Genomic DNA, 26,588 nt, shown 5'->3' with positions numbered 1-26,588 from the left:
GGATGGGGTCGGCGCGCTTCGCAGCGGACCGGTGGATGGGTGATGCGATGTCCTGTTATGCGGCGACCGGGGCCGGTGCCGGGGTGGTGTCCTCGGTCTTCGCCGTCCGCCTGCGCACTGCCAGGCCTTTGAGGAGGACGACGAGTGCGGCCGTGATGGCGACGCCGACGGCGAGCGCGAGGACGAAGAGCAGCGGCTGGCCGATGAGCGGAAGCACCCAGATGCCGCCGTGCGGGGCGAGCAGCGTCGAGCCGAAGAGCATGACGAGTCCGCCGGTCACCGACGACCCGATGGTCGAGGCGATGATGATCCGGATCGGGTCGGCGGCGGCGAACGGAATGGCGCCTTCGGAGATGAACGAGGCTCCGAGCAGCCAGGCCGCTTTGCCGTTCTCCCTCTCCGGCACCGAGAAGAGCTTCGGAGCGACCGTCGTCGCCAGGGCGAGCGCGAGCGGTGCGACCATGCCGGCCGCCATGACCGCGGCCATGATCTTCAGCTGCGGGGCATCCATGGCGGTGCCCGCCGCCGAGAGCCCGGCGGTGGCGAAGCCGTAGGCGACCTTGTTGACGGGACCGCCGAGGTCGAAGCCCATCATGGCGCCGAGGATGAGCCCGAGGATGAGCACACCGCCGCCGGTGAGGCTGCCGAGTCCCGCGTTGAGGCTGTCCATGAGCGCGACGATCGGGCGACCGAGCACGGTGATGAAGAGGCCCGCGGTGACGAGCGTCGAGAGGAGCGGGATGACGACGACCGGCATGACGCCGCGGACCCCCTTGTGAACCTTCCAGCTCGAGATCCATTTGGCGACGAACCCGGCGAGCAGACCGGTGACGATGCCGCCGAGGAACCCGGCATTCATCGTCACGGCGACGGAGCCGGCGACGATGCCCGGGACGAGGCCCGGCCGGTCGGCGATCGCGAAGGCGATGTATCCGGAGAGGATCGGCACGAGGAACCCGAAGGACGCAGCACCGATGACGTAGGCGAGCGCCGCCCATGAGGTGAGGCTGGTGAGGTCGAAGTTCTGGGCGATGTTGTACTGGTCGTCGCCGACGAGGCCGTACTTGACGATCTCGATCGCTCCGCTCTCACCGAGGGCGATCTGCGCGAGCATGAAGGACACGGCGATGAGGATGCCGCCGGCGGCGACGAACGGGATCATGTAGGACACACCGGTCATCAGCCACTGGCGCAGCCGGGTGCCGAAGCCGAGGTTCTGGGCAGATTCGTCCTCGGCGTGAGTCTCCGCGGCCGCCGCGGCGGTACGGTCGGATTCCTGCGGTCCGGCCACGGCGAGTTCTCTCGCCCGTTCGATGAGCTGGGGTGCCTCCGAGATCGCCTTCTTCACGCCGACGTCGACGGTCGGCTTCCCGGCGAACCGGGCCCGTTCCTTCACCTCGACGTCGTGGGCGAAGATGACGGCGTCCGCCGCGGCGATCTGCGCCGCGGTGAGCGGGGTCGATCCGGCTGAGCCCTGCGTCTCGACGATGATCTCGTGACCGGCGGCGCGGGCGGCGTTCTCGAGGGATTCGGCGGCCATGTACGTGTGGGCGATGCCGGTCGGGCACGAGGTCACACCGACGAACCGGAAGGCGCGGTCGGCCGACTCGGCGGACCTCGCTTCCGCGGACGGCGGATCCGTGGGCGACGGCTCCGTGGACGGCGATGAGGTGGGAACCGGGGCGGTCGCCTCGGCGGGGGTGTCGGCACCGTCCGTCGTCGGAGGTCCGGCAGCCGTCGCAGGTCCGGCAGCCGTCGTGGGTGCGGCCGACGCCGGGGCTGTCGGCGACGTGGCAGCCGTCGCGGACGCGTCATCGTCGAGGTGGACCTGCTCCTCGACGATGGCGACGACCTCCGCCGGGGTCGCGGCGTTGAGCAGCGCCTGTCGGAAGTCCTCCTTCATCAGAGCGCGGGCGAGCTGCGGGAGGACCTTCATGTGGGCGTCCCCGCCGTCGGCGGGGGCCGCGATGAGGAAGACGAGGCGGGCGGGACCGTCCTTGGCACCCCACGGGATGCCGTCGGTGGTCCGACCGAAGACGAGCGAGGGCTCGGTGATCGCGGCGCTGCGGGCGTGCGGGATCGCGATGCCTCCGGGCAGGCCGGTCGCGGTCTTCGCCTCGCGCTCCTCGACGTCGGCGACGAAGAGATCGAGGTCGGTGCAGCGGCCGGTGGCCACGAGGCATTCGGCGAGCCTCCGCGTCGCCGCGGGCCGGTCGGCGTCGCCGAGGTCGAGCAGCACCTGTTCGTCATTGATCAGTGGCATGGCGGTTCCTTTCGTGACCCGGTGCGCGAGTCAGTCGTCCAGTGGCAGGGCGAGCTCGGGCTCGCGGGTGATCGACAGCGGGATGTCGACGAGGTGGGCAGGGGTGGGCACGGCGGTGCCTTCGAGCCGCACGGCGGCCGCACCCCACACCACTCCCTGGCTGAGAGCGCTCGCGGCACCGGCACCCTGGTCGAGTCCGAGCAGCAGGCCGGCGAGCATACAGTCACCGGCTCCGACGGTGGAGACAGGGTCGGTGATGACCGCTGTCGCGTGGAGGGCCTCCTCGGCGGTGACGAGGACCGCACCGTCGCGGCCGAGGCTGACGGCGACGTTCTCGACGCCCGCTGCCACGAGCTCCCGTGCTGTGTCGATGACGGATCCGAGGGTGTCGAGACTGCGGCCGCAGAGTTCGGCGAGCTCGATGCGGTTGGGTTTGATGAGCGTCGGTGCGGCAGCGACGGCGGCCGCGAAGGGCGCCCCGGAGGTGTCGACGGCCACCCTGGCGCCGCGGGCCTGGGCCTCACGCACGAGTGAGGCGTAGAGGTCGGCGGGTGCTCCGGGCGGGAGGCTGCCGCAGCCGGCGATCCAGACACCGGGAGCGGCGTGCTCGAGTGTCGTCTCGAGCAGACTGTCGACGTCGGCGGCGGTGAGTGCGGGGCCGGCTTCGTTGAGCTTCGTCGTCGTCCCGCCGGGTTCGAGGACGCTGATGTTCATCCGCATGCTCTCAGCGATGGGGACGACCCTCGTGGGGGTGCCGTCCTCGGCGAGCAGCGTCTCGAACAGTGCGCCTTCGGGACCGCCCGAGGGCACGATGACGAGAGGGTCAGCACCCATCGCGGACAGCGCCCGACCGACGTTGACGCCTTTGCCGCCCGGGTCGACACGAGAGGCGCGCGCCCGCAGGACATGGCCGCGGCGCAGCGCGTCGACGGTGACGGCACGGTCGACACTGGGGTTCGGCGTGAGGGTGACGATCATACGGTCACGACCTCCGGTCCCGCGGCGCGCAGCTCTTCAGCACTCTGGTCGCCGAGGTCGGTGTCCGTGATGATGAGGTCGACTGCGTCGATGCCTGCGAAGCGATGGAGGTGGACCTGCGCGGCTTTGCTCGAGTCCGCGACGAGGATCGACGAACGGCATGCGTCGACCATGGCCCGCTTCGTTGCGGCCTCGGACTCGTCAGGCGTGGTGAGACCGCGGTCGACGTCGAACCCGTTGGTGCCGATGAACCCGACATCGATGGTGAGCTCGGACAGCGCCTCGGTGGTCCACCGTCCGACTGCGGCGCCGGTGAGCTCGCGCACCCGACCGCCGAGCTGGAGGAGTGTGATGCCCGGTTTCGCCGCGAGGGCCGCGCAGATCATCGGGCTGTTGGCGACGACGGTGAGGGCCAGTTCGTCGGGAAGGGCCTGGGCGATCGCAAGAGTGCTCGTGCCCGCGTCGAGGAGGACGCTGCCGCCGTCGGGGATCTCCTCGAGGGCGCGCAGTGCGAGGCGCCGCTTCTCCGCGGCGCGGTGGCCGATGCGCTCCTCGAGCGCCGGTTCGAGAGAGAGGGCCTCGGCCGGGATCGCTCCCCCGTGCATGCGCTTGAGCAGTCCGCGCCGCTCGAGAACCGTGAGGTCCCGCCGGATCGTCTCGGCTGTCACATTGAGCTGATCAGCGAGGGCGGTGACCTCGACTCGGCCGGCCGACCGGGCGGCGGCGAGGATGGTCTGTTGGCGTTCGGCGGCGTACACGGATTCATAATCTCACACATTCGGGCATAAACACAGCAAAACCAACATCTGTTTTTGGGAATGTGTCACGCAGATGTGCTGAGCAGGGGCAATGCCGACGAAGTGCGCCGCTCGGGCGCGGACGTCAGGAGGCCCCGCGTTCCCTCCCTGACAAGGGAGCGCGGAGCCTCGTCGCATGACCGGAACTGCCGGTCGCGGTCACGCGAGTTGTGGGGTCGTCAGGGGCAGGTGCCTACCGTTCGAGGCGGCCGCCGCCGAGGGCACGTTGGAGCGGGATGCTCCCGTCCTGCCATGGGGTGATCGCCCAGACGACGGCGTAGGCGCCGAGTCCGACGACGGGAAGGAGGAAGGAGAGGAGGACGAGGATCCTCACGAGCCAGACGTTGAGCCCCGTGACCTTCGCCAGTCCCCCGGCGATGCCGCCGACGATCCGGTCGGGTCCGCGGCGGAAGCCGATCTTGCGGATGGAGTCGAATATCGCGTTCATGTCTTCGACACTACGCCGCGCTCACGCCGCCCCACAGGGGTGAAGACCTGAGACTCGACTGAGGAAACCCATAATCTGCGAAGCACCGGGAGCGTGACGGCGGGGGCCGGCACCGGGATGTCGGCATCGGGATGCCGGCTTCGGGATATCGGCATCGGGACCCGGCCCCCGCCTCGGCGGGGGATCCCCGGCACCCGGACTACGCGGTCCGGCGCAGCTCCGCTCCGGAGACCTTCTCGGTGACGTCGAAGCGCTCCCGGTACCGGCCGGTGAGCAGGCACCACTGCGAATAGAGCGCGGTGCCGGAGTTGAAGACGAGCAAGGTGAGCGGGTAGAGCAGCCACTGCAGCCACATCGTCACGCTCCGCAGCGGCGGCACGTGGACCGGGCGCGGGGGCAGCAGGGCACGGAAGACGACGACGGAGACGATGAGCCCGATCATTCCCAGCTGTTGGACGAGACCGACGGTCATCGGCATCCGCTCGATGAACTCGGTCGCCTGACCGGTCTGCGTGGCGACGACGAAGGGGATCCACCCTCCGACGGCGATGATCACCGAGATCGTCGCGAGGCTGACGTGGCCTTCGAGCAGGGAGAGGAAGCGGAGGAATCCCGGCCAGAACGGGGATCTGGCATCCCCGGCGAACACCCGGACGCCGACGTAGGGGACGTCGCTCGCGCCGTACGACCAGCGGCTGAGCTGCTTGAACTGCGCGACCATCGTCTGCGCGAAGCTGCCGGCGAGCACGGCGTCCTGGTAGATCGGGACGTGGACGGGCACGACCCGATAGTCGCCGTCGAAGTGGAACCAGCTGCGCCAGTACTGGTGGCCGTCCTCGACGATCGTCCGCGTCGACCAGAACCCCATGTTGATGAGCGCCGGCAGCGGCTGGGAGTGCGAAGCGAAGTTGCGCAGCGCGAAGAGCCGCACCGTCGTCGTGAGGTTCCAGAAGCAGTTCGCGCTCGCGACCACCCGCGACGGCGCGGGCGCATCCCAGATGTTCGTGATGTAGAGGCTGATCGGCTGGAACGAGACCCTGGCCCGGTCCGGCGCGATCGCATACTCGTAGGCGACGCAGTCGAAGTACGACTCGTGCGGGATGTTGTCGCAGTCGAGGGTGGTGACGATGACCCGCTCCGGGTCGATGGCCTCCTCCCGCACCCAGGCGGCGAGCGCCCGCCCCGCGTGCGTGATGTTCGCGCCCTTGCCGGCGATCTCACCGGGGACGCCCGCGGGATGGGGGACGAGTTCGAACGCCCGGAACCGGTCACCGTAGACCGCGGCGAGGCGGCGGGCGGTCTCCGCCATCGCCGGGCCCCCGCGCTCCTCGTAGGCGAAGAAGACGACGATCTGTCCTGGCGAGGTCGAGGTGTGCAGAAGCGCCCGGATCGTTCCCGCGATGACCTCGAAGGGTTCGTTGTAGGCGGCCACGACGACGGCATGGATGAGCGTGGAGGGGCGCATCACCGAGGCGGGATCCGCACGCACCCGAGCGACCTCGGCGAGGTGGTCGGCGGCGCGGAACCCGCCGAGTGGGACCGGGAGCGGCGCACGCCCATCCATCGCCCGCTCGAGGTCGACGAGCCGGGCCCTCCAATCGACGCGGGCGGCCCGCCGGTAGCGGGCGAACCCGCGGGCGACGTCGACGGCCCCGCGCATCGCCCGGACGAAGGTGAGGCCGACGATGGTGAGGACGTAGACCGCGCCGAGCATCGCGTCGAGGAACGGGAGGACGAAGACGAGTGCGATCGCCGTATAGCTGATGAGCGCCGGCAGCGCCTCGAAGAAGCGGTACGCCCGGGTGCGCTCACCGGTCGGCAGTTCGATGTCCGCCGAGGCGGAGGTCCGGGTCCGAGGGGTCCGGACGAGAGCGGAGGGAAGACTGGGCCTGACGGGGAGATCGGTGCCGCGCATGAGGCGGTCGATCCCGGAGGTCGGTTCACCACTGATTCTCACAGTGTTGATCCTGCGGGGGGATTCTGACCTGGGGTTGATCCGCAGGTGCAGGCCAGGTGAACACTTGGAGACGGCAAGCCCGGTTGTCAGGGCATGCGACCTCGGCTCCTCCCCGCCGGTTCCGGAACCACCTCGGGGGTCCTCACACCCAGAGCACTTCGGCCTGGGCTCGCACCCGGCCGGCGGCGACATGGTCGGCGAGGACGAGCGCACCGTCGAGGGGACTGCCCGCCGCTTCGACGACGGCGGCGTCCGGGCACCGACGCTGCGCTTCGGCGCGGAAGGCCTCGAGCAGCGCCTCCCCCGCCTGGGTGAGCCCACCGGTCACCGCGACCCGCTGCGCCCCGGCGGCGGTCGCCGCGGCGACGGCGCTGCGGGCGGCCTCGCGTCCCGCCTCGGCGAGGAGATCGACCGCGACGGGATCGTCGAGGCGGGCCAACGTCGCGACGTCGGCGGCGAACTCGGCGAGCAGTCCCGCCCGGTCGCTGCGCGTGTAGAACGTCGCCGGCCACGAGCTCGGCTGCCCGAACCGCCCGGTGGCCGCCGCGAGCAGGGCGGCCCCGCGGACATCGACCTTGTCGTGGGCACGCAGAGCCGCCTCGAGGGCGAGCCGTCCCAGCCACGCCCCGCCCCCGCGGTCGCCGAAGAGGTGCCCCCAGCCGTCGACCCGCGACCACTGGGCAGTGAGCACGCCGTGGTCGTCGGCGCCGGGGTGGGCGATGGCGATCGCGCCCGTACCGAGCACCGCGATCGCCCCGCCCTGTCCCCGCAGCGCGCCGAGGTGGGCGGTGACGGCATCGATCGTCACCGCGGTCGGGGCGTCCGCTTCGGCGGCGATGACCTGCGCGAGCACCGCGGGATCATCGGTGAGGGAGGCGATCCCGGTCGCCCCGATCCCGATGCCGACGACGCGTGGGAACTGCTCCGGCCACGCCTGCCGCGCCGCCGCGACGAGGCGACGGATGACGACGGGAGCGCTGCTGCCCTCGGGTCCGATCTCGACGCGGGGCCCGGTGAGGGTGCCCAGGACAGTGTGTTCGCCGAGGCGGTCGGAGCGTGTCGTGTCCGCGTCCGCCGGGTGCGCCGCCGGATCGTCGGCGCTCTCCGGGGATGCGGCGGGGTCCGCGTCCCGGTCTGCGGCCGCGGCCAGCGCGACGCGGGAGCCGGTGCCGCCGACGTCGATGCCGAGGACGAGTTCGGCGGCCTGACAGTCGCGCATCAGTCGCTGCCTCCGGCCGCGGGGCCGTCGGCGGTCGGGGCCGAACCGCCGGTCTGACTCGGGCCGCCGGGCGGAGCCGATCCGCCGGTCGGGCCGGCCGCGGCGATCGCCGCCCGCACCGAACCGTCCTGGGTGCCCAGCAGCTCGGCGGCCACGGCGGGAGTCACCTCGGCGAAGGAGACGACCAACGCCGTCTTGAGGTCATCGCCGCATCGGGCGAGGAGGTCGCGGGCCGCTGCCTCGTCGAGGTCGGCGGCGTCGGTGAGGATGCGCACGGTGCGGTCGCGCAGCTTCGCGTTCGTCGCGACGACGGAGACCATGAGGTTCTCCCACGTGCGGCCGAGGGCGACCATGAGGGCGGTGGAGAAGCCGTTGAGAGCGAGCTTCTGCGCGGTGCCGGCCTTGAGCCGGGTCGACCCGGTGACGACCTCGGGGCCGGTGTCGAGGACGATGTGGGCGGCGGCCGCCTCGGCGACAGGGGCGTGCGGGTTGTTCGAGATGAGCACGGTGTGCGCGCCGTTCGCCCGGGCGGCCTCGAGGGCGCCGCGGACATAGGGAGTCGACCCGCTCGCAGCGATGCCGATCGCGACGTCCCGCTCCCCCAGCGCGGCACCCGCGGTGCGTCCGTCGGGCAGTGAGTCCTCGGCGTTCTCGACGGCGTTGACGAGGGCGGGCTCTCCTCCGGCGATGTGTCCGACGACGCGGCCGGGTTCGAGGTTGAACGTCGGCATGAGCTCGCTCGCGTCGAGCACCCCGAGCCGACCCGAGGTCCCCGCCCCGAAGTAGTGGACGGTCCCACCCGCGCGCATCCGCTCGGCGGCGGTGTCGACAAGGGCCGCGAGCTGCGGCAGGGCGGCTGCGACGGCGTCGATGACGACCTGGTCCTCGGTGTTGAGGAGGCGGAGGACGCCGAGGGCATCGAGGTCGTCGAGGCCCGCACTGCGGGGGTTGCGCTGTTCTGTCGGGGACAGCCGCGGCCGGGCGTCGGCTGACGGTGCGGGCTGGGACTGATCGGTCATGGACGGAGGCTTCCTTCCACCTCGGCGGGGGTGCGGGCAGGGACGGACGGGTGGCGCAGGGAGAGCAGCCCGCCGACGACGACCATGACGATGACGCCGAGGAGCGGGTACCACTGCCAGGCCACCCAGACCTCACCGGTGACGTACTTCTCCATGATGAAGAAGTACGCGTTGACGGCGATGGCGAGGACGAAGGCGATGTTCGCATCGACGGCGGTCGCGCGCTTGTTGACCATTCCGAAGACGAACGCGCCGAGGAGGCCGCCGTAGGTGATGCCGGCGATGCCGAGGGCGAGGATGACGATGTTGCCGGAGTCGGATTCGAAGACCGTGGCCGGGAGGATGAACGCGATCCCCCATGCGATCGTCGCCCAGCGACCGACCCTGAGGCCCTCTGCGTCGGTGAGCGGGGTCCGCCTGAACCGGGCCCAGACGTCGGTGACGGTCGAGGACGACAGGGCCGAGAGCGAGGACGACAGGGTCGACATCGCGGCGGCGAGGATGCCGGCGAGCAGCAGGCCGGAGATCCCCGGCGGCAGGCCCTCGATGATGAAGAGGGGGAAGATCTCGTCGTCGCGGGTGAGCCCGAGGTCGGCGGGCAGGGCCTGGTCGTAGTAGGCCCACAGGGCGAGTCCGACGGCGAGGAAGATCGCGAACTGGACGAAGACGACGAAGCCGGAGACGATGAGCGCCTTCTGCGCGTCGGCCTTCGTCCGGCACGACAGGAGCCGCTGGACGATGATCTGGTCGGAACCGTGGGAGGCCATCGCGAACACGGCGCCGCCGACGAACGAGGGGATGAACGATCCGGCCGCGTTGATCGGGTTGCCCTCGAAGACGAACATCTGCAGCTTTCCGGCGGCGGCCGCCTCGGCGAGCCATCCTCCGCCGACGCTCGCGGTGATGACGACGATCGCGAGGACACCGCCGAGGACGTAGAGGACCATCTGGGCGACGTCGACCCAGACGACGGCCTTGATCCCGCCGATGAACGTGTAGACGATCGTCACGAGCGCGAGGACGACGATGATGACGAAGTAGGACGTGTGGACGCCGAGGCCGTCGAGGATGACCTTGAGCGGGATCGCTGCGGCGAGGACGCGGATGCCGTCGGCGAGCAGGCGGGTGAAGAGGAACGTGATGCCCGCCGTGGTCTGCGTCGACTGGCCGAAGCGTTTGCCGAGGTAGGCATAGGCGGTGATCATCTCGCCGTCGTAGTAGCGGGGAAGCATGAGGAAGGCGACGATGATGCGCCCGACGATGTAGCCGAGCGCGAGCTGAAGGTAGGAGATGTCGCCGAGGTAGCTCATCACGGGGATGCCGATGACGGTGAGTGCGCTCGTCTCGGTCGCGACGACGGAGAGGCACACCGCCCACCAGGGCAGATCCCGTCCGCCGAGGAAGTAGTCCCTCAGTCCGCTCTGCTTCCCGCTCAGCTTGAGGCCGAGCCAGGCGGTGGCGACGAGGTAGGCGACGATCACCAGGAGGTCGATGATCTGCATGGTCGGTGCTCCTTCGGTGGGATTCGCGTCGGTGGGGGTCGGCTCAGGTGGGGTTCGCGTCGGGCGAGGGCGGGTCGTGCGGCGGCCCGCCGAGGATTCGCAGCCGGCGGGGCCGGCGCTCCAGGGGCGCGGGCAGCCGCAGGGGCCTCCACCCCGGGCTCAGCCGTCCGGCGATGGTCGGGCGGGCGGCGCCCGTGAGGCTCGGCTCGGTCGAGGGCAGGCCGTGCCAGCTCAGCCAGCCGATGAGCGCCATGAGCACGGCCTCCTTCGACCCCTCGGGCAGGCCGAGGGCCGCGTCCGTCGTCTCGAGGGTGACCGTCTCTCCGAGCTCGGCGCGCAGGGCACGCATGAGCGTCGGGTTCCGGGTCCCACCCCCGGAGGCGATGACCGCGGTGACGCCGTGGGGACGGACCGCCTCGGCGATGGTGCGGGCGGTGAGCGCGGTGACCGTGGCGATCGCGTCGACTTCGCTCAGCCGAGGATGGTCGACGAGGTATCGGTCGAGGTAAGCGGCATGGAAGTGCTCCTTGCCCGTCGACTTCGGGGCGGGCAGCCGGTAATAGGGTTCGCCGAGGAGGTCGCTCAGCAGTGCCGCGTCGACCCTTCCGCGGGCGGCGAGCTCCCCGTCGACGTCGCAGGACTGCGCACCGTCGGTGATCCGGCGGGCGAGGACGTCGATGAAGGCGTTCGCGGGACCCGTGTCGAAGGCGAACGGGTCTTGGTCCGGGGCGATGACGGTGACGTTGGCGATCCCGCCGAGGTTGAGCAGCGCGGTCGGAGTTTCCGCCTCGGTGAGCAGCATGGCGTCGAGGATCCCGACGAGCGGGGCTCCCTGCCCGCCGGCGGCGATGTCGCGGGAGCGGACGTCGGAGAGGACGGGGACGCCCAGGGTCTCGGCGATCCACGCGGGCTGGCCGAGTTGGAGAGTCGAGGTCACGCGGGCCTCGGCGATGTCGTGGCGCACGGTCTGGCCGTGGGAGACGACGAGGTCGGGGACGGCCCCGACGTTCGCGCACACCTGGGCGAGCGCCTCGGCGCTGAAGCGGCCGAGGCGACCGTCGACGTCGCTGACGAGGGAGAGCGGCAGCTCGACGGGTTCGAGGAGGCGGAGGATGTCGGTGCGCAGGGCAGGGTCGAAGGGCATCTCCTCGCCGGCGAGGAGGCGTACCCCGAGCTCGTCCGCGGACGGGTCGTGGACGAACTCGGCGAGGGCGACGTCGAGGGCGTCGGCCGAGGTTCCCGTCATCAGCCCGGCGATGATCATGCCCGGTCACCGCTTGCAGGGGTGGGGGTTGCGGGGCGGGCTGCGGCGCGGGCCTCGGCGGGCGTTGCGGGGCGGGCTGCGGGGCGACCTTCGGGGCTGGCCGGTCGGACGGGGACGGTGAGCTCGGTGCGGACCTTGTAGCGGTCACCGCGGTAGACCGAGCGGACGAACTCGAAAGGAACGTCGTCGGCGCTGCGCGAGATCCGCTCGAAGAGGAGCGCCGGAGCCTGCGGTGGAGCCGCGAGGTGGGCGGACTCGTCGGCGTCGAGGAGGGTCGGTTCGATCGTCTGCACGCTGTGGGCGAGCTCGATGCCGAAGCGGGTGCCCAGCAGCTCGTAGAACGAGCTGTCCTCGAGGTCATCGGCGGTGAGGCCGGGGACGCGGGCGGCGGGGATGTGGAGCTCCTCGAGGGCGATCGGCTCCGCGTCGGCGAGGCGGAGGCGGAGGATCGTCACGACCTCGTCGTCCTCGCCGAGGTGGAGCTTCCGGGCGATGTGCGCCCCGGCCGGGCCGCGGTCGAAGCCGAGGACGTGCGAGCCGGGAGCGAGTCCGCGGGCGAGCATGTCCTCGGTGAACGAGCTCGCGGCCAGCGGCTGGTCGAACTTCGGGCCGAGGGCGAAGACCCCCGCGCCGTGGCGCCGGCGCACGACGCCCTGGGCGACGAGTTCGTCGATCGCGCGGCGCAGAGTCATCCGGGAGATCCCGAGCTGCTCGGCGAGCTGGCGCTCCGGCGGGAACTGCTCCCCGGCGGCCATGCCCTCGAGGCGATCGAGGAGCTGGTCGCGGATCGAATGGAATTTCGTCACCTCCCCATTGAGGCACAGCTCACATCCGATTTCAAGACCACTGGTCTAATTCTTGCAGGTGGGGTTGCGGTCGGGTCGGCAACCGCTCGGCTTCGATCCGCAGGGCATGGATCGATCCGCAGCGTGTGGATCGCAACCGCGCGGATGGCCGACATGCGGATGCGACCCGCGCGGTCACCCGACCGAGCGCGAGAGGGCGGTCGGGACGCGGGCATCCTCGCCGAGGTGGTCGACCCGCCGGCGACCGCAGCGTGCACACCGGACGTAGGCGACCGTCCCCGTCGAGACCCGATGGCATGACTCCGTCAGCCAGCCGTGTTCGCAAGCGTCGGCGTCTCCGTTCGGGGACGGGTTCCGTGTGGTCGTCTGCTCTGTCCTGGCGTCCATGACTCCAGCCTGGTGTAATGGTCCTATGCAACTCAACCCTTACGGTGAGTACGCCGTTCTCCTCGCAGCCTCGCTGGCCAACGACTGGCCAGGCGACCGCGACGGAATCGAAGCACGGACTCGGGAATTCGGGATGACGATGGGATTCACGCCGACACCGACCGACCTCGGCGACACTCGCGCCGTCATCGACGAATGGCTGAGCGTCGTCGATGCCGAGAGCCCGGAAGCCCGCGCAGAGCTGCTCAACGCGATCATGGCGAGCGCGGCGGCATTCCCGCGGCTCGTCGACCATGACGACGAGGGCTGGCACCTGCACTACCGTGATGCCGATCAGTCGCTGGCCCACGTGCTGCGGGCCGTCATCTGCGTCGGCACCGCCCTCCACCTCACGACGCGCGGCATGCACCGTCTCGGCAGGTGTGCGGCGGGGCTGTCTCCGGGCGACCCGTGTGCGAACGTCGTCGTCGACGTCACGCGCGGCGGCCGTCAACGGTACTGCTCGGTCCGGTGCGCCAATCGCGATGCCGTGCGCCGCCACCGCGAGAGGAACGCCCGCCCGTCAGACTGAGGGCGGGGTTGCGACCGGGTCGGCAACCGCTCGGTTCCGATCCGCATGGCATGGATCGATCCGCAGCATATGGATCGCAACCGCGCGGATGGCCGGGATGCGGATGCGAACCGCGCGGCTGAGCGCACGCATTCGTCGCGAGGGGTTCCCGTGGGAGACGCCAGTTCCTAGCATGGTGACATGACTGAATACACGGGACAGACACTCACCGACGCCCTCGAGGCCGCGGGGCTGAGCGACTGGCACGGCGCCGACGAGTCCATCGTCGCCACCTACGCCACCGGAGACTTCGCCACCGGACTCGAGTTCGTCAACCGGGTCGGTGCCGCCGCCGAGGCGGCCAACCACCATCCGGACATCACGCTCACCTACCCGAGCGTCGAGATCACCCTGACGAGCCACGACACCGGTGCCGTGACCGACCGCGACCTCAAGCTCGCCGCACGGATCAGCAACTTCGCCGCGGAGGCAGGCATCACGGCTGATCAGCCGCAGTGACCTAAGCTGAACGAAGCCACCGTTCGCCTGCTGAGGGGAGACTCCGTGTACGCCGCTGCCGAGAACCGCTACGACTCGATGACCTACCGCAGGGTGGGCCGATCCGGTCTCGTCCTGCCGGCACTGTCGCTGGGCATGTGGCACAACTTCGGCGACGATGTCGCCTTCCAGACCCAGCGCGACTTGGTCCGCCGCGCCTTCGACCTCGGCATCACCCACTTCGACCTCGCGAACAACTACGGCCCGCCTGCCGGATCGGCCGAGATCAACTTCGGCCGGCAGCTGCGCGAGGACCTCGGCCCCTACCGCGATGAGCTCATCATCTCGACGAAGGCCGGCTGGGCCATGCACCCCGGCCCCTACGGCGGACCCGGCGGCAGCCGGAAGTACCTGCTCTCGAGCCTCGACGCGTCGCTCGCTCGCCTCGGCCTCGACTACGTCGACATCTTCTACTCCCACCGCCCGGACGCCTCGACTCCGCTCGAGGAGACCATCGGGGCCCTCGACACGGCCGTGCGCTCGGGCCGCGCCCTCTACGCCGGCATCTCCTCGTATTCGGCGGCCGACACCGCCCGCGCCGCCCAGATCGCCGACGACCTCGGCACCCCGCTGCTCATCCACCAGCCCTCGTACTCGATGCTCAACCGCTGGATCGAGGACGACGGTCTCCTCGACACCACCACCGAGCACGGGCTCGGCGTCATCGCGTTCTCTCCCCTCGCCCAGGGCCTGCTCACCGACAGATACCTCGGCGGAGTGCCCGAGGACTCACGGGCCGGCAAGGACACTCCGTCGTTCAAGGACGGGTTCCTCTCCGAGGACAACCTCGCCCGGATCCGCGGACTCGGTGAGATCGCCGCCGCCCGCGGTCAGTCGCTCGCCCAGATGGCGCTCGCCTGGGCGCTGCGCGATCCCAGGGTCTCCTCGCTCGTCATCGGCGCGAGCCGCGTCGACCAGCTCGAGAACAACGTCGCCGCCCTCAACTCTGCGCCGTTCACCGACGGCGAGCTCTCCGCGATCGACGACTTCGCCGTCGATTCGGGTGTCGACATCTGGGGAGACGCCCGTCGGAGCACGCAGAGCTGAGCCAGGCCCGTCCCCGCCCGATCAGTCCGCCGCGTCGAGGAGCGCTCCCGTCCGGCCCGACCACTGCGGTCGGAACGCGTAGACGCAGACGAGTCGGAGCAGCGCTGACCGTTCATAGAGCCGCACCCGTGCCAGGTCGCAACCGCTCGCCGAGGCGGCGTCCGCGATCGCCGTGAGCACGACGTCGGTCTGGTGCTGAGTCCAGATCCCCTGCTCGCGCCGCCAGCGGGCGTGCGCGCGGAGATTGCCGAGGTCGAGTTCCCGCTCCCCCGCGCACGCCGTGTCGACGTCGAGCAGTCCCGGCCCCGCCTCGGCGTCCCACATCAGCTGCTTGTCGTGGAGGTCGCGGTGGAGGGGACCCCAGGTCCCGGGCCCGCGAGCGTCGGAAACGGAGGAGACGTGGTCACCCGCTGAGGAGGAAACGGTCCCGGCGTTCGCGCGCAGCTCGCCGGTGACCGCGGCGAGGAGCGGATCGAGTCCGGCCGTGAGCGCGCCGAGGTGGTCGTCGGCCCGGTCGCGCCAGTCCTCGAGCACGCGGGCTTCGTCCGCCGCGGTGTGCTCCGGAGCATCCGGGGCGAAGGAGCCGTCGTCGGGCGCACTGCCGGCCCGAACCCACGCGTCGAGGCAGGCCGTCCAGGCGCGCGCCCAGTCCTCCCCGAGCCCGGCGGGATCATGGAGGTCGACCCCCGGCACTCGGGACAGGCGCACGGTCGAGTCGTCGGAGTCGAGGACCGTGGGGAGGGTGAACCCTGCGGCGAAGGCAGCTGCGCGGTCCTGACCGGCGAGGATGGCCGCAGCTCTGCCCTCGCGCACGCACTTGGCGAAGGTGCCGTCGGCGAGAGCGACGACGGCGCGGCGGCCGGGCCGATGCGAGACGAGCCGGGCCGCCCCTTCACGGAGGAGACGTGCGAGTCCCGGAAGCTCCGGATCGTGCCCTGCAGGGAGCATGGTCACCTGGTGCACCCCTGGGGGTGAGACCCCATCGAGGTATCCCGCGCGCAGCTCACCGTGAGCGTTCGCCTCGAAGGCGATCCGCCCCTTCTTCGCCGGCCACGCCCGCCGCACCCGTGCCTCTGCACCGTCGATGCGCACTGTCGACGGGATCTGACCGCCCGCGCCAGTGCCAGAGCTGGTATCGGAGCTGGAGTCGGCGTCGGTGCCCGCGCTAGTGCCGGAGTCGGCGTCGGCGGCATCGTCGGCGTCGGTGCCCGCGCTGGTGCCGGAGTCGGTGCCGGCGTCGGCGGCACCGTCGGCCTCGGCGTCAGCGTCAGCGAAAGTGGACCGGTGACTGCCGCGATCGGCTCCCGAATCGAGTGCCTTCTCTGCGAGCACGAGGTGCCGGTCGGTGTGCTCCCGCCAGTCGGCGCGGCACGATCGCCACGGTTCGATCGCGGTGACGAGCAGTGCCCAGGCCGTCCATGCCTCGAGTGCCCCGGCAGCGGTCGGACCCGCGACCCCGACCGAATCGGCGCGCACTGTGAAGCCGCCCGCGCGGTCGTACCCGCGGAGGAAGCCCGCTTCGAGGCCCGGGCCGTGTCCGTCCTCGCGGAGCCGGCACGCGGCGGTCCACCGGCCGAGGTCCATACCGGTCGGTCCGACCCCGGCCCGGTCGAGATCGATGATCCGCGGGTCGCCGTCGCCGACGAGCACCTGGTCAGGGCTGAGATCGCCGTGGATCGCCTGATTGTCGCGGAGTCCTCCCGCGGACTCGAGCCGCTCGCCGATCCGACGCGTGAGCTCGGCGACTCGTCCGTCCTCGCCGAGGAGACGCGACAATGCGCGCTCGGCGTCGGCGAGCATCGCGAGCGCCTCGGCACCGATCTCGGCATGGGTTACCTCCCCGGCACCGTGCGCATGGAGGCGGGCGATCGACTCTCCGACCGCCTCGGCGAGGGTGGGATCCGGATTCCCGTTGAGGTCCCCGGTGCCCCACCAGGGCGTGCGCACGGCGCTCTCCTGCTCGCCGAGGCGGTGGACGGGAAGGGTCGGCAGGCCCCATCTCAGCCACTGCTCGGATGCGGCGACCATGGCAGAGAGGGAACCGGTGCCGATCCGAACGAACTCGGCACCGCGGCCGGGAGCGCGCAGCAGCACCCGGCGGCCGGGGTTGCAGCCGACGACGGTGCACGCGTCGAGGTCGAGGGTCGTCGCAGCCTCGACGAGGGGCCGGGCGAGCTTCGGATCGGCGCGCACTCCCCCGCTGAGCAGGACGAACCCGGTGTCGCTCACCGCGTGGTCGAGCACGGTCTCCCCCACCCGCGCCGCACGCCGACGGAGGTTGGCGAGTTTGTCGGGATCGGTCATCACCGCGGTCCACCCCCACCCTCCGAGGTGGTCGACCCCGGGCCGCCGCCAGGCGACGATCGCGCTGCGGCCGGGTTTGATCCGGATCCGCACGGGTTCGACGGGGAAGCCGAGGTGCGCGCTCAGGACGTCGGGCGATCGGAGGTCCGCGAGGAAGGGCACGCCGAAGTCGGGGGTCGTTCCGGCGGCAGAACCGTTCGCCGTCGGAGCTGTCGCAATGGTCACGGTCGACTCGACTGCCGTCATCGGGCGGCTCCCATTCCCACGGCGGTGCGGGACGCGCCGTCTGCAGCCGCGCCGTCGGCAGCCGCGTCGACGGGGGCCGCCTCAGCGACGGGCTCCTGCGAGACCCCGCCGCTCTCGGTATCCTCGGCCTGATCGCGCATCCACTGGGCGACGCGGCTCGTCGGGTCGGCTGCGAGATCCTGGGGAGAGCCGTCTTCGACGATTCGCCCGTCCTCGAGCCACACGACCCGGTCAAGGCCTCTGACCATGGCGACGTCGTGGGTGATGACGATCCCGGTGCGGCCTTCGGTGAGCGCCCACAGGGACTCGGTGACCTGCGCTCGGGTGCGCGGGTCGAGCCCGGTGCTCGCCTCGTCGAAGACGACGACCGGGGCGGAGCGGACGAGGGCCCTGGCGATCGCCAGACGCTGCCTCTGCCCGCCGGAGAGCGTATCCCCGCGGTTGCCGAGCACGGTGTCGTAGCCCTCGGGAAGGGCACGGATGAACTCGTCGGCACGGGCGGCGCGGGCGGCGGCCTCCACCTCGGCGTCGGTGGCGTCGAGGCGGCCGTACCGGATGTTCTCCCGCACGGTCGCGGCGAAGAGGACGGACTCCTGGAGGAGGACGGAGACGCTGCCGCGCAGGGAGGCGCGGGTGACGTTGCCGGTGTCGTAGCCGTCGAGGTAGATGCGTCCCTCCTCGGGTTGGGCGAGGCGGAGCAGGTAGCTCGTCAGGGTCGATTTGCCTGCCCCCGAGGCACCGAGGATCCCGATCCTCTGACCCGCTGGGATGAGGAGGTCGAGACCGTCGAAGAGCGGTCGGCCGTGCCCGTCGCGGGAGCGGATGCCGTCGAAGACGACGTCGCCGCGCACCGGTCCCATCGCCACCGCCCCGGGACGGTCGGCGATCTCGATCGGCTCATCGAGGAGGTCGGCGATCCGCTCCCCCGACGCGGTGGCGCGGGCGATGCGTCCGGTGTACTTCGCCATGTCCCGCAGCGGCTTCATCGCGATCTTGAGGTAGAGGAGGAAGAGGACGAGGTCGCCGGGGGTCATCGCCCCGCGGAGCACCTGGTAGCTGCCGAAGGCGAGGACGAGGGCCTGGGAGATGCCGACGAGGACATCGGTCGAGCGTTCGAGGCCGGCGGCGAGGCGGCGGGCACGCACCCCGGCCCGCAGGGCCCGTTCGTTGCCGTCGGCGAAGTCGGCGGCGACGGTGCGTTCGAGTCCGTAGGCCTGGACGACGCGGATCGCCCCGAGCGCCTCGGCGGCGGACCCGACGAGGCGGCCCTCCCCCTTGCGGGTCGAGCGGGAGGCGGTCGTGATCTTCGGGGTCGAGACCCGGGAGAGCACACCGTAGACGACGGCGGTGGCGAGGACGATCGCGCTGAGCACGGGGTCGAGGACGACCATGACGACGAGGAGCACGGCGAGCGTGATGATGTTGCCGAGCAGCGGCAGTCCCGCGGTGACGGCGACCTCCTGGAGGCGGCCGATGTCACCGACGAGCCGCTGCGAGGTGTCGCCGATCGAGGCGCGCGAATGGTACTTCAGCGACAGCGCTTGGATGTGGTCGAAGACCCGGGTGCGCAGCTGGGTGGCGACCCGCGCGCCGACGAGGGCGAAGCAGATCGTCGAGGCGTAGTTGGTCACTGCCCGTCCGGCGACGATGACGGCGAGGCCGATCGCCGCGGCTGCGAGCGTCGTCGCGACCCCCGTCCCGAGGTCGAAGCTCGCGTCGATGTTCGCCCCGAGGGCCGCGGTGACGGCGTCGACGGCGATCTTGATCGGCCACGGTTCGAGGATGCGGAAGACGACGTCGGCGAGCAGGGCGAGGAGGCCGGCGATGATCAGCCACGTGTGGCGCCCGAGGTGCGGGGTGATGATCCGCAGCGTCCGTCGCAGGGCGCTCGGGGCGGGGCGGGTCGGGCTCGTCGTCATGCTGTCTCCAGGAGGACGGGGTCGAGGATGTCGCGGCACCGGCTCGTCCACGAGTGCCGGGCCAGCGCCCCGGCGCGGGCGGCCTCACCCATGCGGGTGCGCAGGGCGGGGTCGTCGATGAGCGATTGGAGCGCCTCGGTGAGGGCGGCGAGGTCGTCGGGTGGGACGAGGAGCCCGGTCCCGGTGCCGGTGATGAGGTCGGGCAGGGCCCCGACCGCCGAGGCGACGGTGGGCAGGCCCGCGGCCATGTACTCATAGACCTTGAGCGGGGAGAAGTAGTTCGGCCCGCCCGGGTAGGGGGCGGATGCGATGTCGAATCCGCGCAGGTGGGCGGGGACGTCGGCGGGGGCGACGGCCCCGTGGAAGGTCACCCGCTCCCCCAGGTCGAGGTCGTCGGCGAGGCGGACCAGCGCCTCGGCTTCGGGACCGTCGCCGACGATGTCGAGGTGGAAGGCCCCGCGCAGTCCGGCGGCCGCACGCAGCAGCCGGTCGGTGCCGTGCCACGGTTTGAGGGTGCCGACGAAGCCGATGTGCACAGGAGCATCGGGTGCCTGGTCGCCTGGGCCGCGCGTGCCGGGGACGATGCGGTCGGTGTTGACGCCGTTGGGTACGACGGCGACATCGTCGAGCCCCGGGTAGTCGCGGTGGACCCACTCGGCGACGGCCTCGCTCACGCACACGAGCCGTGCCGCCTGCCCGAAGCTCACGGCCGTGGCCCTGACGGCATGATCGTCGTGGACGAGTCCGCGGTGCGTGCGCTGCTCGTCGATGAGCGGGGCGTTGACTTCGAGGAGCAGCGGCACGCCGAGGCGCTCGCTGATCCTCGCTCCGGCCGTCGAGAAGAGGGAGTACCGCTCGTAGACGACGTCGATGCCTGCGTGCTCGCCGGCCACGAGGTCGGCGAGGAGGTCGGAGACCCGCAGGAGCGCGATCTCCCGGCTGCCGCGCTCGAGCCCTGCGGGCAGCTCGAGGCGGACGACGTCGAGGTCGGCGAGGTCGGCGGGCACGGCGTCATCGGTGCGGGTGCAGAACACGGTGACCTCGTGGCCGAGCGCGCGGAAGCTGCGGATGACCTCTTGGGCGTGGACGCTGGCACCCTTGGTGCCGAAGATCCCGATGCCGGGGTCGAGGAGGACGTAGGCGATTCTCATGAGGCGACCTCGAGTTCCTCGACCGGCTGGTCGACATCGTCAGCGGGCCGGTCGATGAGATCCGCGAGCGCCCGGGCCTGCCTCCGGGAGTCGTGAAGGTCGGCGACGCGGTCGCGCGCGGCATCGGTGATCCGGCGCAGGGTCTGCGGATCATGGGCGGTCAGGTCGATCACCTCGGCGACGGCGGAGGCGATGGCATTCGGGTCGGTGCCGTCGACGAGCCAGCCGGTCCGCCCGTCGATGACGATCTCGGGCACGGCGGTGACGCTGCCGGCCACGCAGGGGATGCCCGCGGCCATGCCCTCGAGGAGGACGGTGGGCAGACCGTCGACGTTGCCGTCGGAGCCGGGGACGAACGGCGCGACGAGGGCGGTGTGGTCATCGATCATCGCTGTGACCTCCCGCTGGGTCAGTGCCCCGTGCATCGTCACGGTGTCGGCGAGGCCGAGCTCGGTGATCTGCTCGTGCAGCTCCGCCTCGAGCGGGCCGGTGCCGACGAGGTCGAGTCGAACGTCCCGCCCGGACTCCAGGAGGAGTGCGAGGGCGGGGAGGAGGTGGGTGAAGCCCTTCTTCTCGACGAGGCGGCCGACGGCGAGCAGTCGCGCGACCCAGCCTGCGGGGCGGCCCGGTCGGTAGGGGAAGCGGTCGAGTTCGAGTCCGTTGCGCACGACGTGGATCCGCTCGGCGAGGACCGGTCCGAGGCGCCGGCGCAGATAGTCCCGGTTGAAGTCGCTGATCGCGACGACGTGGTCGGCGTCGGCGGTCTTCCGGGCGAGGTCGGCGGTGACGACGCTGTCGTGGAAGATGTCCTTCGCGTGCGTGGTGAACGAGTACGGGATCCCCGTGAGCAGGGATGCGGCGCGGGCCACGGTCGTCGCCACCGACGCGAAGTGCGCGTGGAGGTGGGTGACACCGTGCTCGCGGGCGAGCCGGGCGACGGCCAGCGACTGCGCGGCGTCGTCGTGGTCGAGTCCGACGAGGTCGCCGAGGTTCTCGGCCGTCCCGTCAGCGAGCACAGGGTCCGCTGTCGCCTCCTGCCACAGCTGCCAGAATCCGTGGGCGCTCGAGGGGCGGGGGACGTGGATGACCGGGGCCTGGACCCGGGCGAGCTCCGGGTGGAACCGAGCGTCGGTGCACGGGCGCAGGGAGAAGATGACGATGTCCTCCCCCGCCGCCTCGCGGGCGAGGATCTCGGAGACGATGAAGGTCTCGGAGAACCGGGGATACATCTTGAGGACATAGGCCCGCCGAGGCGGGACCTGGCTGGGGACGATCTCAGACGGCACAGCGGGCCTCCTCGGTGAGGGTGGTCGGGTGGGCGGGAGCGAACGGGAGGGTGCCTGCGGCCGAGAGGAGCTCGGCGGCGAGGACAGGGACCCGGCGCAGGCCGTCGCGGTCGATGTGATCGCGGGAGACCTCGGACCCAGCGTGGGAGCCGAACCAGTCGCGGAGGAACTCCGGGGTCGCCTCGGTCAGGGGTGCGGAGTCAAGGGCACCGGCGGCGGTCAGGGCTGCGGCGCGCCGCGGCTGCTCCTGGCGGTGGCCGACGCGGGGGATAACGAGGACAGGGGTCCGGGTCGCCATGACCTCGGCCATCGTGTTGTATCCGCCCATGCACACCAGAGCCTCGGCGCGGGCGATGAGGCCGGGCATGTCCGGGCTGTGCCGGACCACGGAGGTGCCGGCGGGGGCGAGGGCGGTGAGGCGGTCGACCTCGGCGGTCGCCATCTGCGGGCCGACGACGACGAGGTGGCGGTGGCCTGCGGGTGGGGCGGCGAGGATCGCACGCTCGGCGAGGGCGGCACCGTCGGAGCCCCCGCCGAGGCAGGTGAGAACGAAGGGTGCGGCATCCGTGAGTGCGGGATCGGCCGCGGGGACGGGCGTCGAGGGTTCGCGGCGGGCCAGCGAGAGATATCCGGTCATCCGGGTGAGGCGGGCCAGTTCGGCCGGCACTTCGCCGGTGGCGCGGGGGTCGTAGACCTCGGGATCGCCGTAGACCCACACCTCGTCGAACGCTCGGGCCACGGCGTCGGGGCCGCCCACACGGTCCCACTCGCCGGCGATGACCGACGGGTCGTCGAGGACCTCCCGGAGCCCGAGGACCGTGCGGGTCCCGTGGACGCGGCAGCGGTCGAGCGCCTCGGCGAGTTCGCCGTCGATGCCGAAGGGATGCCGGTCGACGATGAAGAGGTCGGGCTGCTGCTGGTCGAGGACGGCGGTGATCGCTGCGGATCGCAGGCTGCGCAGTCCCTCCATCGTCGAGGCGAGCGCGCGGGGAGCATATCCGCCGTTCGCGGGGGTGACTCCCGGCAGGATCATCCAATCCCATCCGGTCGGCAGGTCGAAGCGGGCGGCTTCGGGGCTGCCGGCGATGAGGAGGCCGCTCACCGGTCGACCGGTGAGTTCAGGCAGCTGCGCGGCGAGAGCGAAGGCGAGCGCCCGGTTGCGGCGGATGTGGCCCAGCCCCAGGGAGTCGTGGGAGAAGAGCGCGATACTCAGATTCTCTGTCATACCACTCAGCTTGGCCGCGAAGATTAAGCCCCAGGTAAGACGGGGATGAGAGAACTCTCATGTGCGCCCGACCCGACAGGATCGCTTGTTCGTGTTCGACCCCGGCTGCGCGCGGGTTGCCGTCGGCGGCGGGCGGTCGGCTGTCGGGGCCCGCACAGTCGGCGCGCCAGGTCGTGCTCAGTCGACGCGGTAGCCGAATCCGCGGACGGTCGTGACGAAGTCGCTGCCGAGTTTGCGGCGGAGGTAGCCGACATAGACGTCGACGACGTTGGATCCGGGGTCGAAGTCGAAACCCCAGACATGGGAGAGCAGCTGTTCGCGGGAGAGCACACTGCCGCGGTTCTTGAGCAGGATCTCGGCGAGGGAGAGCTCGCGCGCCGAGAGGTCGACGATGCGCTCATTGACCCAGACCTGACGTCCGAGCAGGTCGATGCGCACGTCGCCGCGGGTCAGCTCCGTCGTCGGAGACTCCTGGACGGTCTCCTTGAGCCGCAGCCGGATCCGCGCGAGCAGCTCACCGAAGCGGAAGGGCTTGATCATGTAGTCCACGGCGCCGGACTCGAGGGCGTAGATCGTGTCCTCGGCATTGTCGCGAGCGGTGAGGACGAGCACCGGCAGGGAGGGCCGCTGTTCGCGCAGCTGTTCGAGGACGCTGAAGCCGTCGAGGCCGGGCAGGCCGATGTCGAGGACGAGGAGGTCGAAGTCACCGGTGATCGCGAGATCGCGGCCGGTGATGCCGTCAGCGGCGATCTCCGTGGTGAACCCGGCGGCCCCGAGGCCCTTGGCGATGAAGGACGAGATCCGGTCCTCGTCCTCGACTACGAGAATGCTCTTCACTGGTGTCCTTTCGGCAGGATCATGCGGAACTGGGCGCCGACCTCGGTCGGGTCGAGGACGATGGTGCCGCCGTGGGCTTCGGCGATGGCACCGACGATCGAGAGTCCGAGTCCGAAGCCGCTGCCCTCGGTGGATCCGCGGGTGAAGCGGTCGAAGATGTCGGTCGCGATCTCCGGCGGGACTCCTGGGCCGTCGTCGCGCACCCACAGGTGGACGTGGGTCGCGTCCTCGGTGGCACCGAAGGTGATCGTCCCGCCCTCCTCGGTGTGGTTGACGGCGTTCGCGGCGAGCTGGAGCAGCGCCTGGGTGAGGCGTTGGCGGTCGGCACGGAGGACGAACGACTCGGGGACGTCGACCTGCCAGTCCCGCGACGCCAGCCCCGTCGCCTTCGCGAGGACATGGTGGAGCAGGGCCGGGATGTCGACGCTGCCGGGGCACACGAAGTCGGGGCGACGGGAGCGGGCGAGGACGAGGAGCTCTTCGACGAGGCGGGTCATCCGGTCTGTCTCGTCGAGGAGGAGCGCTCGGGTCTCGTCGACGTCGTCGATGTCGGCGGCGTTCATCGTCTCGAGGTGGCCGCTGAGGATGGTCAGCGGCGTGCGCAGCTCATGGCCGACGTCGTCGAGGAACTGCCGCTGCGTCGCGAACGAGGATTCGAGTCGGTCGAGCATCGCGTTGAAGGTGCGGCCGAGTTCGGCGATGTCGTCGCTGCCGCGGGTCTCGATCCGGCTGCTGAGATCACCGGCGGAGATCGACTGGGCGGTCTGTCGCAGTTCGGTGACCGGGGAGAGCAGACGACGGGCGAGCACGGAGGAGATACCGGAGATGATGAGGGTCGCGAGCAGGGCGACGACGACGTAGAGCTGCATGACCTGGGTGAGGTCGGCCCGGCTGTCCGATGCGTTGGTGACGACGACGAAGGCACCGCGCGCGTCCTCCTCTCCCGCCTCCCCGCCTTGGTCACTGCCTCGGTCCGCCTGCTGCTCCAGCGGGGTCGGCGACGCTGAGGTGGCGTCTCCAGGCGCCGAGGTGATGGCGGAGACGGGAAGCACGTAGCCGATGTACTCGTTGCCGTCGATCCGCAGCGAGAACTCACCTCCCTGGTCGGATTCGGCTTCGACGGCGTCTTCGAGCGAGCGCGAGCCGCGGATGAGGGTGTTCGGTTCTCCCTGGTAGAGGACGCGCCCGTCGCTGAGGAACGCGAAGAGCGCTTCGTGGGCGTCAGGCTGGTTCTGGGCGAGGAACTGCCCGAGCATCTGGTCGACCGAGGTGAAGGGCTGGCCGGTCTCCGGGTCGACGCCGGTCTGCGCGAAGGCGCGCATCTCGGCGATCTCCTGTGACATCGACGCGGACAGGCGGTTGGAGACGTTGTTCGACTCCACCGAGTAGAGGACGAGGCCGACGATCGTCAGAGCGAGCACGGAGAGGAGGGTGACCGCGATTGTCAGACGGTTCTCGACGGTGAGCCGGATGCGACGATCAGTCGTCGTCATCGTCACCGCCGTCATCGTCGTCATCATCGTCGCCGTCGTCGCCGGCGCCGTCGTCGTCATCGTCGCCGTCGGAGGGCACCTCCCGGGGCGGGTTCGGTGCCGGTTCGTAGGAGTGCTGGAGTTCGCCCCGTCCCTTCGCCGAGGCGTCACCCCCCGATCCGCTGCCGTCAGGTGTCTGCCCCCCGTCCCGAGAACCGCTGGAATCACCAGCGCTGCCGTCGGGGGCGCCGGAACCCTGCGCGGACCCCGTTCCGTTCGGATCGCCGGTTCCGTCCGTGACCGTGGCAGTGGGGGTGACCTTGACCGGGCTGAGGTCCGGGCGTTCGGGGTGGGACGTTCCGCGGACGAGGACGAAGGCCAGCACCGCGAGAATGACGACCAGCCCGGTCACCACCGCGCTGATCACTTTCGACTGTCGTCCCACACCTTCCACCCTGCCCAAGGCCGCGGTCGATGTCGAGCGATCGGCGATGAGAGTCTTCTTAAGCGGCGTCCACGCAGGCATGCGATACTGTGAACGCCCACCGCCGACGCAGCCGCAGGAGATCCCATCAGCGTGGAACGCCGCCCCGACGACGAACACGACCGCCGCGACGACTCCCTCCCCGACGACGATGCCCCCGCCGCGAACGGCGAGTCGACCGCCGCGGCAGCGAAGGAGAACCCCTGGGCGGCGCTCAAACCCTGGCAGGGGAAGGCGGCACCGCTCGACAAGCTGCTCCTCTTCGTCATCATCGGCGTCCCGATCATCTACCTCGCGCTTCTGCCGCTGCGCCCGTGGATGCTCGTCAACGCCCCGGTGCTCCAGGAATTCATCAACGGGGCGAAGACCGCCATCGTCGCCGCCGGCGCCTACGCCCGGGTCGGGGAGATCCCACTGTGGCTCGTCATCGTCGCCGGCTTCGTCGGCATGGTCAAACTCGACTGGGCGTTCTGGCTCGCCGGTCGGCGCTGGGCCGACGGTGTGCTCCGGCTCTTCGCCCAGGACGAACGGCAGCTCAAACGCATCGAGCGGCTCAAGGGCATTCCCAGCTGGGCGCTCTTCCTCATGACCGTCATCGCCCGCTGCCCCGGAATCCCGCAGACGCTCGTCTTCATCGTCGCCGGGTGGACGGGCATGCGCCTGCGCACCTTCCTCATCGCCGACTTCATCGGCAGCCTCATCTTCACGCTCATCTGGACGATGCTCGGCTATCAGCTCGGCCAAGCGGCCGTCGACGTCCTTGCAGTCATCGACAAATACGCCCTGTGGATCACCTTCGCCTTCATCATCGGCATCTTCGTCTACGCCTTCGTCAAGGAGAACCGCAAGGCGAAGGCCCAGGGGTAGCA

The 26,588-nt window shown here is 70.8% G+C and carries 22 protein-coding genes; 4 read left to right on the top strand and 18 right to left on the bottom strand.

The window, feature by feature from the left end; all coding sequences use genetic code 11:
- Positions 1–55: 55 nt before the first annotated feature.
- The 10 genes from BC102111_RS02550 to BC102111_RS02505 all read right to left on the bottom strand — a co-directional run bounded on the left by BC102111_RS02550 (position 56) and on the right by BC102111_RS02505 (position 12,253).
- Positions 56–2,263, bottom strand: a complete 2,208-nt coding sequence (locus tag BC102111_RS02550; RefSeq protein ID WP_101623498.1) for a PTS fructose transporter subunit IIABC — start codon at positions 2,261–2,263, stop codon at positions 56–58.
- A gap of 30 nt (positions 2,264–2,293) precedes the next feature.
- Positions 2,294–3,241, bottom strand: coding sequence for a 1-phosphofructokinase (pfkB, locus tag BC102111_RS02545; RefSeq protein ID WP_101623497.1), 948 nt, complete (start codon positions 3,239–3,241; stop codon positions 2,294–2,296).
- The gene (locus BC102111_RS02540) at positions 3,238–3,999 is read right to left on the bottom strand and encodes a DeoR/GlpR family DNA-binding transcription regulator (RefSeq protein WP_009380978.1); all 762 of its coding nucleotides are present in this window, start codon (positions 3,997–3,999) and stop codon (positions 3,238–3,240) included. The genes pfkB and BC102111_RS02540 overlap by 4 nt, the downstream gene beginning before the upstream one ends.
- Positions 4,000–4,231: 232 nt before the next feature.
- Positions 4,232–4,486, bottom strand: a complete 255-nt coding sequence (locus tag BC102111_RS02535; protein WP_101623496.1) for a PspC domain-containing protein — start codon at positions 4,484–4,486, stop codon at positions 4,232–4,234.
- A gap of 199 nt (positions 4,487–4,685) precedes the next feature.
- Positions 4,686–6,443: a glycosyltransferase family protein gene (locus tag BC102111_RS02530; RefSeq protein ID WP_101623495.1), complete on the bottom strand. Its 1,758-nt coding sequence runs from the start codon at positions 6,441–6,443 to the stop codon at positions 4,686–4,688.
- A gap of 142 nt (positions 6,444–6,585) precedes the next feature.
- Positions 6,586–7,662 (bottom strand): N-acetylglucosamine kinase, encoded by a 1,077-nt coding sequence (locus BC102111_RS02525; protein WP_101623494.1) that lies wholly within the window; start codon positions 7,660–7,662, stop codon positions 6,586–6,588.
- Entirely contained in the window at positions 7,662–8,681 is a 1,020-nt protein-coding gene (gene murQ, locus BC102111_RS02520; RefSeq protein ID WP_101623493.1) for an N-acetylmuramic acid 6-phosphate etherase, read from the bottom strand. Before murQ ends, BC102111_RS02525 begins: the two co-directional genes overlap by 1 nt.
- On the bottom strand, positions 8,678–10,183 hold the full coding sequence (locus BC102111_RS02515; protein WP_101623492.1) for a sodium:solute symporter: 1,506 nt from the start codon (positions 10,181–10,183) through the stop codon (positions 8,678–8,680). Before BC102111_RS02515 ends, murQ begins: the two co-directional genes overlap by 4 nt.
- Positions 10,184–10,226: 43 nt before the next feature.
- Positions 10,227–11,429, bottom strand: coding sequence for an anhydro-N-acetylmuramic acid kinase (locus BC102111_RS02510; RefSeq protein ID WP_232252509.1), 1,203 nt, complete (start codon positions 11,427–11,429; stop codon positions 10,227–10,229).
- A 14-nt stretch (positions 11,430–11,443) separates the two neighbouring features.
- Positions 11,444–12,253, bottom strand: a complete 810-nt coding sequence (locus BC102111_RS02505) for a GntR family transcriptional regulator (protein ID WP_101623490.1) — start codon at positions 12,251–12,253, stop codon at positions 11,444–11,446.
- Positions 12,254–12,665: 412 nt separating this feature from the next.
- Here BC102111_RS02505 and BC102111_RS02495 point away from each other — a divergent pair, with 412 nt between their 5' ends.
- From BC102111_RS02495 to mgrA, 3 genes are all read left to right on the top strand, one after another.
- A complete protein-coding gene (locus BC102111_RS02495; RefSeq protein ID WP_101623488.1) occupies positions 12,666–13,211 on the top strand; it encodes a CGNR zinc finger domain-containing protein in 546 nt (181 codons plus the stop codon).
- 180 nt (positions 13,212–13,391) lie between these two features.
- Positions 13,392–13,709, top strand: a complete 318-nt coding sequence (locus tag BC102111_RS02490; RefSeq protein WP_063251030.1) for a 4a-hydroxytetrahydrobiopterin dehydratase — start codon at positions 13,392–13,394, stop codon at positions 13,707–13,709.
- 45 nt (positions 13,710–13,754) lie between these two features.
- Positions 13,755–14,795 (top strand): L-glyceraldehyde 3-phosphate reductase, encoded by a 1,041-nt coding sequence (gene mgrA / locus BC102111_RS02485; protein ID WP_101623487.1) that lies wholly within the window; start codon positions 13,755–13,757, stop codon positions 14,793–14,795.
- 21 nt (positions 14,796–14,816) lie between these two features.
- Here mgrA and BC102111_RS17695 read toward each other — a convergent pair whose 3' ends face one another.
- From BC102111_RS17695 to BC102111_RS02445, 8 genes are all read right to left on the bottom strand, one after another.
- Positions 14,817–17,345 (bottom strand): protein kinase family protein, encoded by a 2,529-nt coding sequence (locus BC102111_RS17695; RefSeq protein WP_180960559.1) that lies wholly within the window; start codon positions 17,343–17,345, stop codon positions 14,817–14,819.
- Positions 17,342–19,264, bottom strand: coding sequence for an ABC transporter ATP-binding protein (locus BC102111_RS02475; protein WP_101623486.1), 1,923 nt, complete (start codon positions 19,262–19,264; stop codon positions 17,342–17,344). The genes BC102111_RS17695 and BC102111_RS02475 overlap by 4 nt, the downstream gene beginning before the upstream one ends.
- Positions 19,261–20,415 carry a glycosyltransferase family 4 protein gene (locus BC102111_RS02470; RefSeq protein WP_101623485.1) on the bottom strand — a complete coding sequence of 385 codons (1,155 nt, stop codon included), beginning with the start codon at positions 20,413–20,415 and terminating at the stop codon, positions 19,261–19,263. Before BC102111_RS02470 ends, BC102111_RS02475 begins: the two co-directional genes overlap by 4 nt.
- The gene (locus BC102111_RS02465) at positions 20,412–21,701 is read right to left on the bottom strand and encodes a glycosyltransferase family 4 protein (RefSeq protein WP_101623484.1); all 1,290 of its coding nucleotides are present in this window, start codon (positions 21,699–21,701) and stop codon (positions 20,412–20,414) included. The genes BC102111_RS02470 and BC102111_RS02465 overlap by 4 nt, the downstream gene beginning before the upstream one ends.
- Positions 21,691–22,926, bottom strand: a complete 1,236-nt coding sequence (locus BC102111_RS02460) for a glycosyltransferase family protein (protein ID WP_101623483.1) — start codon at positions 22,924–22,926, stop codon at positions 21,691–21,693. The genes BC102111_RS02465 and BC102111_RS02460 overlap by 11 nt, the downstream gene beginning before the upstream one ends.
- A gap of 177 nt (positions 22,927–23,103) precedes the next feature.
- Positions 23,104–23,763, bottom strand: coding sequence for a response regulator transcription factor (locus BC102111_RS02455; RefSeq protein WP_101623482.1), 660 nt, complete (start codon positions 23,761–23,763; stop codon positions 23,104–23,106).
- The gene (locus tag BC102111_RS02450) at positions 23,760–25,316 is read right to left on the bottom strand and encodes a sensor histidine kinase (RefSeq protein ID WP_232252510.1); all 1,557 of its coding nucleotides are present in this window, start codon (positions 25,314–25,316) and stop codon (positions 23,760–23,762) included. The genes BC102111_RS02455 and BC102111_RS02450 overlap by 4 nt, the downstream gene beginning before the upstream one ends.
- Positions 25,243–25,680 carry a hypothetical protein gene (locus BC102111_RS02445; RefSeq protein ID WP_146001383.1) on the bottom strand — a complete coding sequence of 146 codons (438 nt, stop codon included), beginning with the start codon at positions 25,678–25,680 and terminating at the stop codon, positions 25,243–25,245. Before BC102111_RS02445 ends, BC102111_RS02450 begins: the two co-directional genes overlap by 74 nt.
- Before the next feature lie 132 nt (positions 25,681–25,812).
- Between BC102111_RS02445 and BC102111_RS02440 the strand changes: the two genes are divergently transcribed.
- A complete protein-coding gene (locus tag BC102111_RS02440; protein ID WP_101623479.1) occupies positions 25,813–26,586 on the top strand; it encodes a DedA family protein in 774 nt (257 codons plus the stop codon).
- Positions 26,587–26,588: the final 2 nt, after the last annotated feature.

The organism is Brevibacterium casei CIP 102111, assembly GCF_900169275.1.
Lineage (GTDB): Bacteria > Actinomycetota > Actinomycetes > Actinomycetales > Brevibacteriaceae > Brevibacterium > Brevibacterium casei.
This window is presented reverse-complemented; position numbering and strand designations above follow the sequence as displayed.